Genomic DNA, 17,154 nt, shown 5'->3' with positions numbered 1-17,154 from the left:
GATGGGATAGACTTCGTGACCTTGCAGTCCGGAGTCCGAAATGCGCAAAGCTCTCAACCAAGGCCTGATCGAGTACCTGCAGGCATCGCCCACCCCGTTCCATGCCACCCAGAATCTCGCCCAGGCACTGCAGGCGGCCGGCTACCGTGCGCTGGATGAGCGCGAGGTCTGGCACACCGAACCTGGTGGACGCTACTACGTCACCCGTAACGATTCGGCCATCGTGGCGTTTCAGCTGGGCAGCAAATCGCTGGTCGAGCACGGCCTGCGTCTGGTCGGAGCCCACACCGACAGCCCCTGTCTGCGTGTGAAGCCACAGCCGGAACTGCAGCGCCAGGGGTTCTGGCAAGTAGGAGTCGAAGTCTACGGCGGCGCCCTGCTGGCCCCCTGGTTCGACCGCGATCTGTCCCTGGCCGGACGGGTGACCTACAGCCGGGATGGCCGCATCGAGAGCCAGCTGATCGATTTCAAGCTGCCGATCGCAACGATCCCCAACCTGGCGATTCACCTCAACCGGGAAGCCAATCAGGGTTGGGCGATCAACGCGCAGAACGAACTACCGCCGATCCTCGCGCAGATTGCCAGCCAGGAAAGCCCGGACTTCCGTGCACTGCTCGCCGATCAGCTCGGCCGTGAGCATGGGCTGGTCGCCGATGTGGTGCTGGATTTCGAACTGAGTTTCTACGACACCCAGAGCGCCGCGGTCATCGGCCTGCATGGAGATTTCATCGCAGGGGCTCGGCTGGACAACCTGCTGTCGTGCTTTGCCGGCTTGCAGGCCCTGCTCGCTGCCGAGCGCGAACATACCTGCGTGCTGGTCTGCACCGACCACGAGGAAGTCGGCTCTACCTCCATGTGCGGCGCGGACGGCCCGTTCCTGGAGCAGGTACTGCGTCGCCTGCTGCCGGACGAAGACGACTTCCAGCGTGCGGTCAGCCATTCGCTGCTGATCTCCGCGGACAACGCCCACGCCGTTCACCCGAACTATGCGGACAAGCACGACGGTAACCACGGTCCGAAGCTCAACGCCGGCCCGGTGATCAAGGTGAACAACAACCAGCGCTATGCCACCAGCAGCGAAACCGCCGGCTTCTTCCGCCATCTCTGTCTGGAAAACGAGGTGCCGGTGCAGAGCTTCGTCACTCGTAGCGACATGGGCTGTGGCTCGACGATCGGCCCGATCACCGCCAGCCAGCTGGGCGTGCGCACCGTCGACATCGGCCTGCCGACCTTCGCCATGCATTCGATTCGCGAGCTGGCCGGCAGCCAGGACCTGGCCCATCTGGTCAAGGTGCTGACCGCCTTCTACGCGAGCAACCAGCTGCCCTGAGCTGTCCCGGCCGGCCCGCGATCGCCGCGAGCCTGCCGGAGGCGCGTCAGGACAGCGAGCTGTCGATCACCAGGGCCAGCTTGCCGGACACGGTATTGCTGGCCAGAGCCTCGAACGCGGCCTCGACATCGCCGATGGCGAAGGTGCGCTCCAGCCGCGGCGACAGCTTGCCCTGGGTGAACAGCGGCCAGACCTTCTCCTCCATCTCTGCCAGCAGGCCGGCCTTGTAGTCGGCGTCGCGGCTGCGCAGGGTGGAGCCGATCAACTGGATACGCTTGGCCAGCAGCCCCGCCAGGTCCATCTCGGCCTTGCGGCCGCCCATCAGGCCGATCATCACCCAGCGCCCGTCCATCGCCAGCAGCTGCAGATTGAGCGCGGCGTACTTGGCGCCGACCGGATCGAGGATCATGTCGAACGGCCCGAAGTCACGCAGCGCTTCCAGCGAGTCGCCACGCAGCACACCACCCTCTGCGCCCAGTGACTCGCAATAAGCCAGACGCTCGGCCGAGCCGACGCTGACCCAGCAGGGATTGCCGAACGCCTTGCACAACTGGATGGCCGCCGAGCCGACACCGCTGGCACCGGCATGCAGCAGCACCTTGTCGCCGGCCAGCAACGCGCCGAGGCGGTAGAGATTGAGCCAGGCGGTGGCGTATACCTCGGGAATCGCAGCCGCTTCGTGCAGCGACATGCCTTCCGGCACCGGCAGCACCTGGCGGGCATCGACCACCACTTCCTCGGCCATGCCGCCTCCGGCCAGCAAGGTGCAGACGCGGTCGCCCACCTTCCAGCGGCTGCGTCCGTTCACCTCGGCGATCACGCCGGCACACTCCAGGCCAAGGATGTCGGTCACGCCTGCGGGCGGCGGGTAATGGCCGGCGCGCTGCAGCAGATCCGCCCGGTTCAGCCCAGCGGCCGCCACCTGGATGCGGACCTCCCCTTCGCCACATGCGGGAGCGGGCCGCTCGGCCCACTCCAGATGCCCCTCGATACCTTGCAATGCCTTCATGCTGCCTCCATAGTGGTTCTTATCTATGTCCACCCAACTGATCGCTCGCTGGCCTCTTCTGACCACCCTGTACCATCGGGCTCGTGCTTTCCACCGCCGGACGGAAAAACCGAACCGGCGCCTACTTTAGATGGCCTAATATGCGTTATTCCCTTGCCTTACGTCGCCCCCAAGCCATGAAACGTACGCTGACCTGCACCGTTCTCGCCGTCCTGTTCGGCCTTCACGCATCCCTGGCGATGGCCAAAGCGGTCAGCACGCCGGAGAACTGGGACTACCTGCAACCCGATCGTGATCAGGTGATCGCCAGCCTCAACGTCGTCGAGCTGCTCAAGCGCCATCACTACAACAAGCCGCCGCTGAACGATGCCCGTTCAGCGAAGATCTTCGACAGCTATATCAAGATGCTCGACCCTGCGCGCAGCTACTTCCTGGCATCCGACATCGAAGAATTCGGCAAGTGGCGCAACCAGTTCGATGATTTCCTCAAAGGCGGCAACCTCGAACCCGGCTTCGCCATCTACAAGCGGCACCTCGAGCGGCTGCAGAACCGTCTCAACTTTGCCCTGGGCCTGCTCGGCAAGGGCGTCGACAGCTTCGATTTCACCGTCGATGAAGAGCTGCTGGTCGATCGCGAGAAAGCCGCCTGGGCCAAGGACATGGCCGAGCTCGACGACCTCTGGCGCAAGCGCGTCAAGGACGAGGTCCTGCGCCTGAAGATTGCAGGCAAGGAGCCCAAGGCCATCGAGGAGCTGCTGACCAAACGCTACAAGAACCAGCTGGCGCGCCTCAACCAGACTCGCGGCGAAGACGTGTTCCAGACCTACATCAACGCGTTCGCCCAGTCCTACGATCCGCACACCCAGTACCTCTCGCCGGACAATGCCGAGAACTTCGACATCAACATGAGCCTGTCGCTGGAAGGTATCGGCGCGGTGCTGCAGAGCGACAACGAGCACGTCAAGATCGTACGCCTGGTGCCGGCCGGCCCGGCAGAAAAGAGCAAGCAGCTGGCACCGGCTGACAAGATCATCGGCGTTGGCCAGGCCAACGACGAAATGGTCGACGTGATCGGCTGGCGCCTGGATGAGGTGGTCAAGCTCATCCGCGGTCCAAAGGGCTCGGTGGTCCGCCTCGAAGTCATCCCGGCGAGCAATGCACCGAACGACCAGAGCAGTAAGGTGGTGGCCATCACCCGTGAGGCGGTCAAGCTCGAGGAGCAGGCCGCCAAGAAGTCGGTGCTGAACCTCGCGCATCAGGGCCAGAACTTCAAGCTCGGCGTGATCGAGATTCCGGCGTTCTACCTCGACTTCAAGGCCCTGCGTGCCGGCGACCAGAACTACAAGAGCACCACCCGCGATGTGAAGAAGCTGCTATCCGAACTGGAAGCGGAAAAGGTCGACGGCGTAGTCATCGACTTGCGCAACAACGGCGGCGGCTCGCTGCAGGAAGCCACCGAACTCACCGGCCTGTTCATCGACCAGGGCCCGACGGTGCTGGTGCGCAACAGCGACGGCCGTGTCGACGTGCTGGCCGACGAGCAGACCGGCGCATTCTACAAAGGCCCGCTGGCGGTGCTGGTGAACAGACTGTCGGCCTCCGCCTCGGAAATCTTCGCCGGAGCCATGCAGGACTATCATCGCGCGCTCATCCTTGGCGGCCAGACCTTTGGCAAGGGTACCGTGCAGACCATCCAGCCCCTCAATCATGGCGAGCTCAAGCTGACCCTGGCCAAGTTCTACCGCGTTTCCGGGCAGAGCACGCAGCACCAGGGCGTGATTCCGGACATCGCTTACCCGGCCGATGTCGACACCAAGGAGATTGGCGAAAGCGCCCTACCCGAAGCGCTGCCGTGGGACAGCATCCGCGCTGCGATCAATCCCGACATGAACCCCTTCAAACCCTTCCTGGCCGAACTCAAGGCTCGCCATGAGGCGCGCACCGGCGAGAACCCGGACTTCGTCTTCACCCGTGACCGCCTGGCGCTCGCCCAGGAGCTGATGCACGAAACCACCGTCAGTCTCAACGAAGAGAAACGCCGTGCTCAGCAGGCGGATATCGAGAAGCGTCAGCTAGCGCTGGAGAACGCGCTGCGGCTGGCTAAGGGTGAACAGCCGCTGGCCAAGCTGGAGAAGGACGACGAAACCACGCCGCATCAGGAGATGGACAAACCGAAACCAGAGGACGATGCCTACCTGTCCGAAAGCGGTCGCATCCTGCTGGACTATCTCGGCCTCAGCTCGGCAATGGCCAAGCACTGAAGGGCGCGCAACCCGCGATGTCATCAAACTGACATCACGGTGACGTGAAATGAAGGGGCCGCAATGCGGCCCCTTTTCTTTCAGCCCAGAGTCCTCCCATGACAGTCACCGAGCAGTTGAGCACGCTGGGACAGATCCTTGCTCACGGCGACATCACCACCCTGTTCCAACCCATCGTGTCGCTCTCCGAGCGACGAATACTCGGTTACGAAGCGCTCAGTCGCGGACCGTCCAACAGCCCCCTGCACTCGCCGATCAACCTGCTTACCACGGCCCGTCATGCCGGCCGCCTCAACGAGCTGGAAATGACCTGTCGCGAAACGGCGTGCCGGCGATACAGTCAGGGCGCGCTACGCGGCAAACTCTTCCTCAACGCCTCGCCAGAGACCCTGCTCGATGCCACGCACAAGCCCGGGCGGACGCTCGAGCTGCTCCAGGCCTATGGCATCTCCGCCGATGAGGTCGTCATCGAACTTACCGAACAGGCCCCGGCAGATGACCTCGAGCTGCTCGACAAAGCGCTTCACCATTACCGCTCAATGGGATTCAGCATCGCCCTGGATGATCTCGGCGCCGGCTATTCGAGCCTGCGTCTGTGGTCGGAGCTGCGTCCCGACTATGTGAAGATCGACCGCTACTTCATAGACGGCATCCATCTCGACCCGGTGAAGCGCGAGTTCGTCGAATCGATCCTGAAGATCGCCCGCGCTTCACGAGCCCAGGTCATCGCCGAAGGCATCGAACTGCAGGAGGAGCTGGTCGTGCTCGCCAGCATGGGCATCGATCTGGTTCAGGGCTACCTGCTCGGACGTCCGATGGAGCTGCCGCCTCAGGATATCGACGAAGTGCTGCCCCAGTCGGAAGTGCAGACTGCCTTCGGCGAGGAAACCGGCAACCTCAGCGCCCTGCTCATCCAGCAACCGGCCATGTCGGCCGATCGCCCGGTTGCGGAGATGCTGGAAGCGTTTCGCCTGCAGCCCAACCTGAACTCGATTGCGGTTCTCGATACCGACGCCAGGCCCGTTGGCATTATCCACCGCAATCTCATCTCGGAGGCGCTGCTCAAGCCGTTCGCGACCGACCTGCTGGCGCGCAAACCCCTGAGCCGCCTGATGAGCACGGACTTCCTTGCCGTTGAGCTCGGCCAGTCACTGCAGCAGGTAAGCCGACTGCTGACCAGCCGAGCCCGCCAGCGCATCGAGGAGGATTTTGTCATCACCCAGGCTGGGCGCTATCACGGCCTCGGTCGGGTCATCGATGTGCTGAGGCTGATAACCGAACTGAAGATCCAGCAGGCGCGTCATGCCAACCCGCTCACCTTGTTACCTGGCAATGTGCCTATCCAGCAATGCCTGACGCGCCTGCTGCTGCAACGGCGCCAGGCGCTGGTCTGCTATGTGGATATCGACAACTTCAAACCCTTCAACGACCTCTACGGCTATGCCAAGGGTGACGAGGTCCTGCTGTGCCTGGCGCAATGCCTGAACGAACGGGTCGATCCGCGGGTGGACTTCGTCGGCCATATCGGTGGCGATGACTTCATGCTGGTTCTGGGTGGACAGGACGGTCTGCAGCGGATCGATCAGCTGCAACATGAGTTTCTACGCCGCAGCAAGACCTTCTACCAACGCGAGCACCTGGAATCGGGAGGTTTCGTCTCTGCCAACCGAGACGGACGGGAGCAGCGCTTTGCCCTCCTGTCGCTGTCGATTGGGATCGTCGATGTACGACCGGAACACACCGACCGGCTGGACGCTGGAAGGCTTGCCGCCCTGGCATCGGAGGCCAAACGGCAAGCCAAGCAGACGTTCGGCCCGAGCGTGCATGTCCTGGATGCGGACAGTACGTCGAAGGATGCTCACAATCCGAGCTGTGCTGCCTTCTCCTTGTAGCGGTCGGCCTGACGAGTGTCGGCAGCCAGACCATGCCCCCCGGCCCGATAGAGCTGCTCGAGGCGAACTGCCGCCAGCGGGTGCCCCGCTTCGGCGGCCTGAGCCCACCATCGCGCCGCTTCGCTGCCATCAGGGCCGTGGGAGGCATCCTCGCTCAGGCTGATGACACCCATCTGGTACGCGGCCTTCACATCACCGGCCGTTGCCGCGAGCCGCAGCAGGCGAACCCCTTCACGCTTGGCGCCATGACCAAGGCCACGAAAATAGAGGATATGCCCGTAGAAGCACTGGGCCTCGACATCGCCTTGTGCCGCCATGCGCGCGAACTGCCCCTCCATCCAGCGCCAGAGTTTCGGTTGCTGGACCGCACGATGCGACTTCATCAGTTTGCGCGCTGTGAAGTACCCGAGCCTGGCACGCAGCCTTCTCAACATCAGACATCCTCCGGATAGTCGAATTCGAACACCCGAGCCACCTCGCCGGCATGCCACGATGCGGCTGCGGCGCCATCGACCGGACCGGAGAACCGTCCGAGCCGGGCGGCGCATTCGAAGAAACCGGTTCGCGGCAGACGGCTGGCGCCCTGGCTGATGACCAACGCACTACGCAATGGGCGCTCCGAGCGGGCGTCCAGAGCGGCCAGGTATTCCAGTGCCGCGGTCAGGGTTTGCATCGCCGGCGTGGGCAGCTGAAGGCGCTCGATTAGCGCTCGGTAGGTCACCAGGTGCCGCTGCCGCCGCGCATCATCCAGTTCGCCGAGCAATGCCTGCCAGTGCTGGCGGCTGATGGATACCGAGGTCAAGCGTCGCCCTCCCAGCCATCGATCTCTAATGCGCGGGCCAGTGCCCGGCGAATGGCCGCATCGGGAACCCGCTCGCCCGCCTCGATCAGTGCGAGATAGGCGGGACTGATCCCGACCGAGCGCGCCAGCGTGTCCTGGCTGAGTCCCTTGCCCTCACGAAGCGAAGACAATTCGGTAAGCGCCGATAGCCGCTGCGTGTCCGGGCTGGAAACCGTAGCCGAGGAAGATGGTGCGCCTACGGCGGCAAGCAGAGCCTGGTACTCGTCCCATGGCAGTACGGCGTATTCCGGCGAGCCGTCACGCATGATGACCTGTACGTTCATCCGTCTATTTCCCCTGGCTTCTCGATCAGAGGCGGAATCTTAACAGCCCTCGCGGCTCGTTGAAGCCACCTGCCTGCAGCAGGCAAAAGCGAATCGGGATCGACACCGCAAATGTCCGAATGCTGCCGACCAACGGGCGTACCCCCGTAGCCGCTGCATCGGCCTGATCATCCGCCAGCCCGGGGCTCGTCAAGTTGCGGGAGCTCTTTCAGGGCGGCCTGGCGCTCGGCCGTCTGCGTCTGCTTCCAGGCTCTGAACGCATCCAGTTCAGCCGACCACTTACGCATCACCCAGCCCAGAACAGCGAGATCGTCCACAAATCCCAGCCCGGGAATCCAATCGGGAATCGCATCCAATGGTGAGAGGAAATAGAGCAGGCCGGCGACCACCGCTACCAGCGCGTTGGGGCTGATGGCCCGATACTCGCCGCGCCACCAGGCAACACACAGCGCCTGTAGCAGCGACAGGTCCTCGCGAAGCCCCTTTATCAGCCCACGCTTGGATGATGACTTGCGGGCCACGGCGAGAAGCAGAGCGGGGATTTTTCCGTGCTTGATCAGACGCCGCGCCAGCGGCAGATAGCGCAGCAAATTCCAGGGAGCTTTCATCAGACACCTCCAGCCAGCGCCATCCGTGACCTCGGCTACGTTATCCACCGAACCTGTGGATAACCTTGTGAACAGTTTCTGGATGACCGCCGCTAACGCCCGTGCCACGGGGGTGGCGAACAGATCGGTGTTTTTTTACTCAGCTCATGATTCCCTTTTAAATCAATGATTTACAAAAGGCCACAAAAGCAATGTACAAATGAGGGAGCAGAATGAATGGAGCTATTTCGAATGTGCATAACCGCGGAATGTCAATGCCTTTCAAGCTCTTTGACTGGCCATTGCACAGGGTGTTCGGTGTGGCAGGCGGGCGACTATCTGGGCAGCCGATCAAGCCACGACGGGGCCGCCCATTGCGAACGGCCCGGTCTTTCAATCACTGAACGCTGAGTTGACTCCGCAATTTTTCCAGAGTGGCCGAGCCGATCCCTTTTACCTCGAGCAGCTCATCGACCGAACTGAACGGTCCATGCTCTTCCCGGTAGTCGATGATGGCCTTGGCCTTGGTTGCACCGATGCCTTTCAACTCGCGGGTAAGCGTAGCGGCGTCGGCGGTATTGAGGTTCACCGGCGCTTGCGCCACGGCTGCCGCCGGGGCGGTCGGAGCCGGTTGGGCTTGGCTGGCGGCGTAGCTGCCGAACGAGAAGCTGGAAAGTACGGCAAAAGCCGCTGCGGCAATAAACGCGTTGCGCATGAGCATGTTCCTTATGCGATTGGGGAGTTCTGCGGGACATCCTGCTCCGCGTCAGCCAATCTAGCCGCCTACCCACCGATGTCAAAACGAGGTCGTTTTTTTGCGAACCTCGTCAAACCTCTCAGCGCATCGCGTTGAACAGGTTCAGGCCGCTGATCTTGACGTAGCTCTGCTGAGCCGCCTCGAGAAGAATGGTCTGAAACGACAGCCTGGACAGGGCCTCGGCGTAATCCAGCTCACGCAGCTCGGCTTGGACGGCCTTGTTCACCAACGCGACATCTTCGTTGTCGGTCTGAGTCGTTTCGATCACATTGAGGCGAGCACCGATGTTACCGCGAGCCGCATCGAGGCTGACCATGCCGTGGTCGAGATTGGTCAGGGCTACCGCGACGGCGTCACGAACCTGGGCATTGCCGGACGGACTTTCCAGCGCCATGCGCAAACTGGAGACCGTTCCGAGAAGTCCCTGCTTCTGTGCGCTGGGGTCCAACTGAATCTCGACGGTTTCGCCTCCGACCGGAATGCCATCGAACTGGATCACCACACCCCGAAACGCCAGCTTCTCGGTGGTCTTGCTTTCCTTATCGACTGCCCCCGAGGCCAGCACCAGATTGGGATCGATCGGGGGATTGGCAAAGTCAGGGGGCGACGCCAGGTCGTAGACCACGTACTCGGTGTCGGATGTGAAGTGCACACCGACCCCAGCCGCTGGAAATGGCGGGTTGCCGCTCACGGCAACTTCGTCCTGCACCAGCGGCGCCGACACACTCAATGTGGAGCCTGGCTGCGCGGTAGTGTCCAGCGCGCTGACGTAACGTCCGGCGTTGATTACGTTCTCGAAGATCGACTTGCCGCTGTCACTGATCGGGATATTCAGCGAACTGGCGATCTGCAACTTCCGCTGTCCTTCGTCACCCTGATAGCTATAGCTGCCGTCCGCGGCCCGCACGAATGGCTGTGTCTTGCCCTGAAAGCCCGAAAAAAGGTACTCGCCGCGAGCGTTGCGCGTGTTCATCAAGGACAGCAGTTCATCTTCGCGCTCGCGCAGTTCGGCAGCGATGGATTTCCGATCCTCGGCGCTCAAACCACCGTTGCCCGCCTGTACGGCAAGTTCGCGTACACGCTGCAACACGGTATTGACCGAGTTGAGAGTGACTTCTTCCTGGGTCAGGCTGTTCTTAGCCGCGGTCAGGTTGGCGTTGTACTGACTAAGCACATTCTGCTGCTGGTCCAGCTGCAGCAGACGCACCGACGCTACCGGGTCATCTGCTGGTGTCAGGATGCGGTTGCCGGTACTGATCTGTTCCTGGGTACGGGTCGCGTTGGCGTAGTTGCGCTGCAGTCCGGCGACGCCGTTATTGAATGCTTGCAGGGTGGAAATGCGCATGGGGCGGCCTATTACCTGAAGGTGCTGATCAGTGTATCGAACAGGGAGCGGGCAACTTGAATGATCTGAGCCGAGGCGTTGTAGTACTGCTCGAACTTGATCAGGTTGGCGGCCTCTTCGTCCAGGTTCACCGCCGAGAGCGAATCACGGTTGTCGGTCGCCTGCTTCAGAATGGCCCCGGTGGCTTCGCTGTCCATCCGGGCCTGCGCCGTCAGCGTACCAACGCGTTCGACCAGCTCACCGTAACCATCGGTGAAGCTGAAACCCGAGCCGGCAATGCCCGCTGTCACGCCGACGGTCTGCTTGCTTTGCAGATCCACCAGCTTCAAGGCGTTGCGGTTGTCGGACACACCACTCTGGTTGTAGTTGAAGGTGAAGGTGTCGCCTGCGGCGGGCCTGCCGCTCAGCGTGAACTCGAAACTGTATTGCTGCTCGTTGGGTGCCGTTCCGGTGGTCAGCGTCAGGTTCAGTGTATTGGTCTGGCCGGCAGTCACGGTGGACGGCGACAGCACCAACCCTGCTGGCGCCGGAGTCGGAAGCGTCAGCCCGCTGCCATCATAGGTCAGCGTCAGCCCCTCGAAGGCCGCGGCCAACGCAGCGGGGTCGATGGGCGACGGGGCAGACAGCAAGTTCGGCTGGCCGATGGCCCCTGTCCCACTGTTCTGCAGCGTGCTCTGCGCTCGTACCGGGGCGGCGAAGGCCAGTTGGTCGGCCTGATCCAGCGTCGCCTTGATATCGGACGCGCCACGGCGGGTCGGCTGCAGGCTGAACTTGTCCCCCGCTGTCGGAGCGGGATTTCCCAAGACGACCTGGAAGCCCTGATCCCGTCCGTTCTTGTCCGTGAAGGACAACGTCCCAACGGGATTTTCCGCCACGGTCATCAACTGGTTGTCGCTCAGGCGCCTCACCTTGTAGCTGCTACCGTCATACTCCATCAGATAGTCGCTGGTGGTGAGCACGCTGGTATCGGTGATATTCATCAGCGGCTGCGCGTTGCTGTTGCCCACGAACGCATTGACACGCAACTTGGCCAGCGCCGGATCGTTGTAGTTGCCAAACAGCGCCGAACCGACCTGCCCCTTGAGATCGAGACCCTGCCCAAGCTGAGCATTGACCTGATCACTCACTGACAGCGCCAGCCGGCCGAGCGAGTTCATGGTGGAGTCCAGCACTTCCTCGCGATAGCGAATCAAGCCGCCCAGCTCGCCGCCGGTAATCTGCGAAGTGATGCCTTGCCGTGAACCGCCGCTAATGAACTGCACCTCATGGCGGTTGGGATCGCCCTGCCCCGGCACTACCTCGAGACGCGCCACCTTGCTGCCAACCACCAGCGGCTGACCGCTGCCGATGAAAACGTTGAAGCTGCTGTCATCCTGCGGGACAACGGTCACGCCGATATAGCCCGACAGCTGGCGGACGGCTTCATCGCGGGCATCGAGCAGGTCGTTCGGCTGCTTACCGTTGGCCGCCGCGATGGCAATCGCTTCGTTCAGACTGCCGATGCTGCCCGCCAGACGATTGACCTGGTCGGTCACTGCGGCCATCTGCTTGTTGGTGAAATTGTTCTGCTCAGAGAGCCGGTCATAGACCGTGTTGAAGCGCCTGGCCAGGCCTTCTGCCTCCGCCAGAACCAGTTGGCGTGCCGGGATGTTCGCCGGATCTTCGGCAGCCGTTTGCAAGGCCGAGAAGAACTTCTGCAGCGAGGGCGTGATACCGGTGGTGGTGCCGGCCAGCAGCGAATCGAGTTGATCGATCTGGCTCTTGTAAGCCTCGACGTCGCGATTCAGCGATGTACTGCTGCGCAGCTGGCTGGTCAGGAATTCGCTGTAGGTGCGACGCACGTCGACCAGCGTCGTGCCAGAGCCGATATAGCCGGCGCCGCTGAACTGCGGCGAGCGGGTAGCCTGGGTTGCGTCCTGCCGGCTATAGCCAGGCGTGTTGACGTTGGTGATGTTGTGGCCGGTGATGGACAGCTGGGTCTTGCTGGCGGCCAGGCCGGAAAGGCCAATGCTCAATAGGTCAGCCATGATTTAGCCTCTGGTCCGCATCGCGGGCACCGAATTCGCGTCGGCAACGGTCTGATAGGTCTGCATCTTGCGCGCGATCTGGGTGATCTTGCGGGCGTACTGGGGATCGGTGGCGTAGCCGGCTTTCTGCAGTTCCTTGACGAAACGCTCCGAATCACCCGTGTTGCTCGCGACCTGGATAGCGGTCCGATAGCGGTCGTTGTTCTCCAGCAGGCTGACAAAATCATCGAAGCTCTGCTCGAACGAGTCGTACGCGCGAAACCCCGCCTTCTCGCGGGTTGCCTTGCCGTTGACGTACTCGGTGGTCATTACGGTGGCAGAGGCGCCTTTCCAGCCAGTTGCCTTGATGCCGAACAGGTTGTGGCTGTTGCTGCCATCGGCCTGGCGGATCATGGACTTGCCCCAGCCGGTTTCCAGCGCGGCTTGCGCTACCAGGAATCGCGGTTCGATACCCAGGCGCTCGGCCGCCTTCTCGGCCATCGGCAACATGGTGGTAATGAACTCTTCGGAAGAACTGAAGCGCGTCTTGCTCGGTGAATTGGGCGCGCTCTTCTCCACTCCATTGACCGTCAATGGCCGGTCTTTCGGCGGAACGAACGCCGTGGCGGGCTTCCAGTCGACATTGACCAGCGGCTGCGCGCCTTCGCCGGTTGTCGTCGGCGCGGTAGCCGATACGTTGGCCAGCTGGCGATCGCTCGCCTTGCCCGGCAGAGCCAGTCGACGCTGATTGAGCAGGCGCGAGTCATCCCGGCCGGACTCGACCGCAGCCGCCGCCGGCTTGCTCGGCCAGGCCGCGCCCTCGGTTCGTGCGACCTGAGCGAACGGGTTGTTGCGGGTCACCGTCTCGGTCTGCTTGCTCAGCTGGCGCACGAGTACGTCAGCAAGCCCGATGCCGCCGCCCTCCTTCGAGAGACTGACCGACAGTTGCTGGTCGTACATGTCCTGGTACTGCTTGGTCGCCTGGCTGTTCAGCGGGTTGTCCTTGGCCAGCACCTCGGTAGCCGAGCGCATCGACTTGAGCATCTCGTTCAGAAACAGCGACTCGAATTCCTGCGCAACCTTGCGCACGTTCTCCTCGCCATCCCGGTCCTTGCCGACCTTGAGCTGGCTGAGTCGATTGAGATCGTTGTAACTGCCGCTGTCGAGGGCGCGGGCCCCGCTGCCGAGTCGGTTTTCCATGTCGCTAATCCTTAGATCACGATCAGATCGGCTTGCAGCGCGCCAGCCTGCTTCAGGGCTTCGAGAATGGCCATCAGGTCGCTGGGCGCAGCACCCACCTGGTTCACCGCCCGGACGATCTCATCCAGCGTGGTGCCCGGGCCGAACTTGAACATCGGCTTGGCTTCCTCTTCGGCTTTCACCTTCGAGTTGGGCACTACCACGGTCTGCCCATCAGAGAACGGCTCGGGCTGGCTCACCTGCGGGTCTTCGGTAATGGTGACCGTCAGGCTGCCGTGGGTAACCGCGGCCGGCTGAACCCGCACGTTCTGGCCAATGACGATGGTGCCGGTACGCGAGTTGATGATGACCTTGGCCACCGCCTGGCCGACCTCGACCTCGAGGTTCTCCAGAATCGACAGGTAATCCACCCGCTGACTCGGATCCAGCGGCGCAGTCACGCTGATCGAACCGCCATCCAGCGCCTGGGCCACGCCCGGGCCGAGCAGGTCATTGATCTGATCGACGATGTTCTTCGCCGTGGTGAAATCCGGGCGATTGAGGTTCAGCGTCAGCGTGTTGCCCTGATTGAAGCCACTCGGCACCGGTCGCTCGACCGTGGCACCACCGGGGATGCGTCCAGCCGACGGCGAATTGACGGTAATGCGCGATCCATCGGCGCCACTGGCGTCAAAGCCGCCGACAACCAGGTTGCCCTGAGCAACGGCATAGACGTTGCCATCGATCCCCTTCAGGGGCGCCATCAGCAGGCTGCCGCCGCGCAGACTCTTGGCATTACCGATGGACGATACGGTGATGTCGATGGTCTGCCCCGGCTTGGCGAAGGGTGGCAGCTCGGCATGAATCGACACCGCGGCGACGTTCTTCAACTGGATATTGCCGCCGGCCGGCACCTTGATGCCGAACTGCGCCAGCATGTTGTTGAAGGTTTGCACGGTGAACGGCGTTTGGGTGGTCTGGTCACCGCTGCCATTCAGGCCAACGACCAGGCCATAGCCGATCAGCTGGTTGCTGCGCACACCGTGAATGGTCGCGACATCCTTCAGCCGCTCGGCCTGAGCAGCGCTGCAGAGCATGAGTGAACCCGCGAGCAGAAGCAGTTTTTTCCACATGGCATCAGCTCCGGTCAGAAGGGCCACATCGGGCTCATGAAGAAACGGTCGAGCCAGCCCGGCTGGCTGGCATCGGCAAAGGCGCCGGTGCCCGAGTAGGTGATGCGCGCATCGGCAATACGGGTGGACGGCACGGTGTTGTCGGTGGAGATATCGTCCGCGCGAACCAGACCTGCGATACGCACCAGTTCGTCACCGGTATTGAGCGTCATCCACTTCTCGCCGCGCACGGCAAGGATGCCGTTAGGCAGCACTTCGGAAACGGTGACAGTAATGGAGCCGGACAGGCTGTTGCTCTGCCCTGCCTGGCCAGAGCCGGAGGTGTCGCGCGACGCCTCGTACTCGGCTCCCAGGTTCATTGAGTTGCCGGTCAGAGGGTTGGCCATGGACACCGCGCCGCCAAACAGCGAGCCGAGACCTATGTTCGCGCTGCTGTCCTTCGAGAGTTTCGACGTCGCGTTCTTGCTGGCCTGGGTCCGCTCGTTGAGGGTAATGGTGATGATGTCACCAACCCGATGAGCCTTGCGGTCGTCGTAGAGGTTGGTTTCAAAGCCCGCCTGGTAGATCGCGCCATTGTTCTGCGCAGCCGGCAACGGCGTGCGTGGCAGCACCGGCGCGTAGTACGGATCGTTCGGTTTCGGCGCAGGAGCAACACATCCGACCAGCGCCAAGGCAGAAGACATCGAAACAACAATCAACAAACGGCTCATAAACACCTCAAGCCATGACAGGCCATCGAAACTACAGCGGGGGGACGTGATGCCTACCCGCAAACAACGGCAAACCCGCGATCAGAGCTGCTGCGTCACGAACGACAGCATCTGGTCCGCGGTGGAAATGACCTTGGAATTCATCTCGTAGGCGCGCTGAGTGGTGATCATGTTCACCAGCTCCTCAACGACGCTGACGTTGGAGTTTTCCAGGGTGTTCTGCAGCACGGTGCCCAGACCATTGAGCCCCGGCGTGCTGACCTGCGGCGCGCCGCTGGCAGCGGTCTCGAGGAACAGGTTGCTGCCCATGGCTTGCAGACCGGCCGGGTTGATGAAGTCGGCGGTCTGGATGTTGCCGATGATCTGCGGCTGCGGATTGCCCACGGTGGTCACCGAGACGGTGCCGTCCTCACCAACGGTGAAGGTCTGGGTTTCCGGCGGAACAACGATGGCGGGCTCCAGCGCATAGCCGTTGGAGGTCACCAGCTGGCCATCGGAACTCAGATGGAAACTACCGTCTCGGGTGTAGGACACGGTGCCATCCGGCAGCAGCACCTGGAAGAAACCACGCCCATTGATGGCCATATCCAGCGGCTGCTCAGTGGTTTGCAGGCTGCCGGTGGTGAAGATTTTCTGCGTACCGGTGATGCGTACACCGGTACCCAGTTGCAGGCCGGACGGCAGTTCGCTGTCCTGGCTGGACTGGCCGCCGGGCTGACGACGGATCTGATAGAGCAGATCCTGGAACTCGGCACGGTCGCGCTTGAAGCCGGTCGTGGAAACGTTGGCCAGGTTGTTGGAAATGGTCGTCAGGTTCATGTCCTGAGCGGACAGACCCGTCTTGCTGACCCAAAGTGCTGGAAGCATGAGCTTTCTCCTCGTGCGCCGCCGGCGCTACGCTATTAGCTGAGTTGCAGTACGCGCGCCATGGCAGCCGCATCATCTTCGGCGGTGCGCATCATCTTTACGTGCAGTTCGAACTGGCGGGACAGCGCCAGGATGGAAGTCATTTCGGAAACCGCGTTCACGTTGCTCGTTTCGAGAAAGCCCGACACGACCCGTACGTTCCCGTCCGCCTCTACCGGCTGGCCACTCTTGAGCCGGATCAGGCCATCGGTTCCCTTTTCCAGCTGTTGCGGATCGGGATTGACCAGCTTGATGCGGTCCACGGTAACCACGATGTTCGGATCCTCACCCAAGGCGCGGATGCTGATGGTGCCGTCATGGCCGACATCCACCTTTTCCTCCGGCGGAATGGCGATCGGCCCGCCATTGCCCATCACCGGCATGCCATCGGCGGTGCGCAACATGCCCAGCACGTCAATATTCAGGCTGCCGGTACGGACATAAGCCTCGCTCCCATCCGGAGCCTGCACGGCGATCCAGCCCTGCCCTTCGACGGCCACATCCAGATCCCGACCGGTCTCCTGCAAGGTCCCCGGAGTAAAATCGGTGCCCGGACGCTCCGACATCGCATAGACGCGCGCCGGATGGCTGTCGCCGAAAACCTGCATCGAGCGGGCCTGCTCGAAGTCACGGCGAAAACCGGTAGTGGAAATGTTCGCCAGATTGTTGGCATGAGCCTGCTGGGCCCGCGCGTTCTGGCTGGCACCGGTCATGGCCACGTAGAGCATCTTGTCCATCGACTTCTCCGAGACGCGAGTTTGACGCTAGCGATTCTGTTGATGAGCAAAAATGCAAGGCGCATGCCACTCCGGACAGCATCATTCAACTGCTTGATTCTGATAGGTTTTTCGAAAAGCAAGAAGGCCCCGAAGGGCCTTCTCTGGCAAGAGCGGCGGAATACTGCCGTCGGCGGC

The 17,154-nt window shown here is 62.3% G+C and carries 16 protein-coding genes; 3 read left to right on the top strand and 13 right to left on the bottom strand.

From position 1 onward, the window contains the following. The first annotated feature begins 40 nt into the window (after positions 1-40). A complete protein-coding gene (locus ACVRRC_RS07535) occupies positions 41-1,330 on the top strand; it encodes a M18 family aminopeptidase (protein WP_014596213.1) in 1,290 nt (429 codons plus the stop codon). A 46-nt stretch (positions 1,331-1,376) separates the two neighbouring features. Here the strand turns inward: ACVRRC_RS07535 and ACVRRC_RS07530 are convergent, their stop codons facing one another. Beyond that, positions 1,377-2,339, bottom strand: a complete 963-nt coding sequence (locus tag ACVRRC_RS07530; protein WP_472996813.1) for an NAD(P)H-quinone oxidoreductase — start codon at positions 2,337-2,339, stop codon at positions 1,377-1,379. 176 nt (positions 2,340-2,515) lie between these two features. Between ACVRRC_RS07530 and ACVRRC_RS07525 the strand changes: the two genes are divergently transcribed. Together ACVRRC_RS07525 and ACVRRC_RS07520 are read left to right on the top strand one after the other, a co-directional pair. Next, positions 2,516-4,600: a carboxy terminal-processing peptidase gene (locus ACVRRC_RS07525; RefSeq protein ID WP_019407233.1), complete on the top strand. Its 2,085-nt coding sequence runs from the start codon at positions 2,516-2,518 to the stop codon at positions 4,598-4,600. Between the two features lie 98 nt (positions 4,601-4,698). Continuing rightward, on the top strand, positions 4,699-6,492 hold the full coding sequence (locus ACVRRC_RS07520) for an EAL domain-containing protein (protein WP_472996812.1): 1,794 nt from the start codon (positions 4,699-4,701) through the stop codon (positions 6,490-6,492). Here ACVRRC_RS07520 and ACVRRC_RS07515 read toward each other — a convergent pair. The 12 genes from ACVRRC_RS07515 to flgF all read right to left on the bottom strand — a co-directional run bounded on the left by ACVRRC_RS07515 (position 6,459) and on the right by flgF (position 16,977). Further along, entirely contained in the window at positions 6,459-6,926 is a 468-nt protein-coding gene (locus ACVRRC_RS07515) for a tetratricopeptide repeat protein (protein ID WP_181120240.1), read from the bottom strand. The two genes, ACVRRC_RS07520 and ACVRRC_RS07515, sit on opposite strands and share 34 nt — an antisense overlap. Beyond that, positions 6,926-7,294, bottom strand: coding sequence for a hypothetical protein (locus tag ACVRRC_RS07510; protein WP_013982242.1), 369 nt, complete (start codon positions 7,292-7,294; stop codon positions 6,926-6,928). Before ACVRRC_RS07510 ends, ACVRRC_RS07515 begins: the two co-directional genes overlap by 1 nt. Next, the gene (locus tag ACVRRC_RS07505; RefSeq protein WP_013982241.1) at positions 7,291-7,617 is read right to left on the bottom strand and encodes a helix-turn-helix transcriptional regulator; all 327 of its coding nucleotides are present in this window, start codon (positions 7,615-7,617) and stop codon (positions 7,291-7,293) included. Before ACVRRC_RS07505 ends, ACVRRC_RS07510 begins: the two co-directional genes overlap by 4 nt. A gap of 167 nt (positions 7,618-7,784) precedes the next feature. Then, positions 7,785-8,225 (bottom strand): YkvA family protein, encoded by a 441-nt coding sequence (locus ACVRRC_RS07500; RefSeq protein WP_013982240.1) that lies wholly within the window; start codon positions 8,223-8,225, stop codon positions 7,785-7,787. A gap of 376 nt (positions 8,226-8,601) precedes the next feature. Further along, entirely contained in the window at positions 8,602-8,919 is a 318-nt protein-coding gene (locus ACVRRC_RS07495) for a ComEA family DNA-binding protein (protein ID WP_013982239.1), read from the bottom strand. Positions 8,920-9,040: 121 nt separating this feature from the next. Next, the gene (gene flgL, locus ACVRRC_RS07490) at positions 9,041-10,306 is read right to left on the bottom strand and encodes a flagellar hook-associated protein FlgL (RefSeq protein ID WP_472996810.1); all 1,266 of its coding nucleotides are present in this window, start codon (positions 10,304-10,306) and stop codon (positions 9,041-9,043) included. 11 nt (positions 10,307-10,317) lie between these two features. After that, on the bottom strand, positions 10,318-12,333 hold the full coding sequence (gene flgK, locus ACVRRC_RS07485) for a flagellar hook-associated protein FlgK (RefSeq protein ID WP_045158518.1): 2,016 nt from the start codon (positions 12,331-12,333) through the stop codon (positions 10,318-10,320). 3 nt (positions 12,334-12,336) lie between these two features. Beyond that, positions 12,337-13,512: a flagellar assembly peptidoglycan hydrolase FlgJ gene (gene flgJ / locus ACVRRC_RS07480; RefSeq protein WP_013982236.1), complete on the bottom strand. Its 1,176-nt coding sequence runs from the start codon at positions 13,510-13,512 to the stop codon at positions 12,337-12,339. Positions 13,513-13,523: 11 nt separating this feature from the next. After that, the gene (locus ACVRRC_RS07475) at positions 13,524-14,624 is read right to left on the bottom strand and encodes a flagellar basal body P-ring protein FlgI (RefSeq protein WP_013982235.1); all 1,101 of its coding nucleotides are present in this window, start codon (positions 14,622-14,624) and stop codon (positions 13,524-13,526) included. A gap of 14 nt (positions 14,625-14,638) precedes the next feature. Next, positions 14,639-15,334 carry a flagellar basal body L-ring protein FlgH gene (flgH, locus tag ACVRRC_RS07470; RefSeq protein ID WP_013982234.1) on the bottom strand — a complete coding sequence of 232 codons (696 nt, stop codon included), beginning with the start codon at positions 15,332-15,334 and terminating at the stop codon, positions 14,639-14,641. 81 nt (positions 15,335-15,415) lie between these two features. Then, positions 15,416-16,201: a flagellar basal-body rod protein FlgG gene (gene flgG / locus ACVRRC_RS07465; RefSeq protein WP_014596204.1), complete on the bottom strand. Its 786-nt coding sequence runs from the start codon at positions 16,199-16,201 to the stop codon at positions 15,416-15,418. Positions 16,202-16,236: 35 nt separating this feature from the next. Continuing rightward, positions 16,237-16,977, bottom strand: coding sequence for a flagellar basal-body rod protein FlgF (gene flgF / locus ACVRRC_RS07460; protein WP_013982232.1), 741 nt, complete (start codon positions 16,975-16,977; stop codon positions 16,237-16,239). Between the last annotated feature and the right edge of the window lie 177 nt (positions 16,978-17,154).

Source organism: Stutzerimonas sp. LR2, assembly GCF_055755175.1.
The sequence above is the reverse complement of the archived record's forward strand: the minus strand, read 5'-3'. Positions and strand labels throughout refer to the sequence as shown.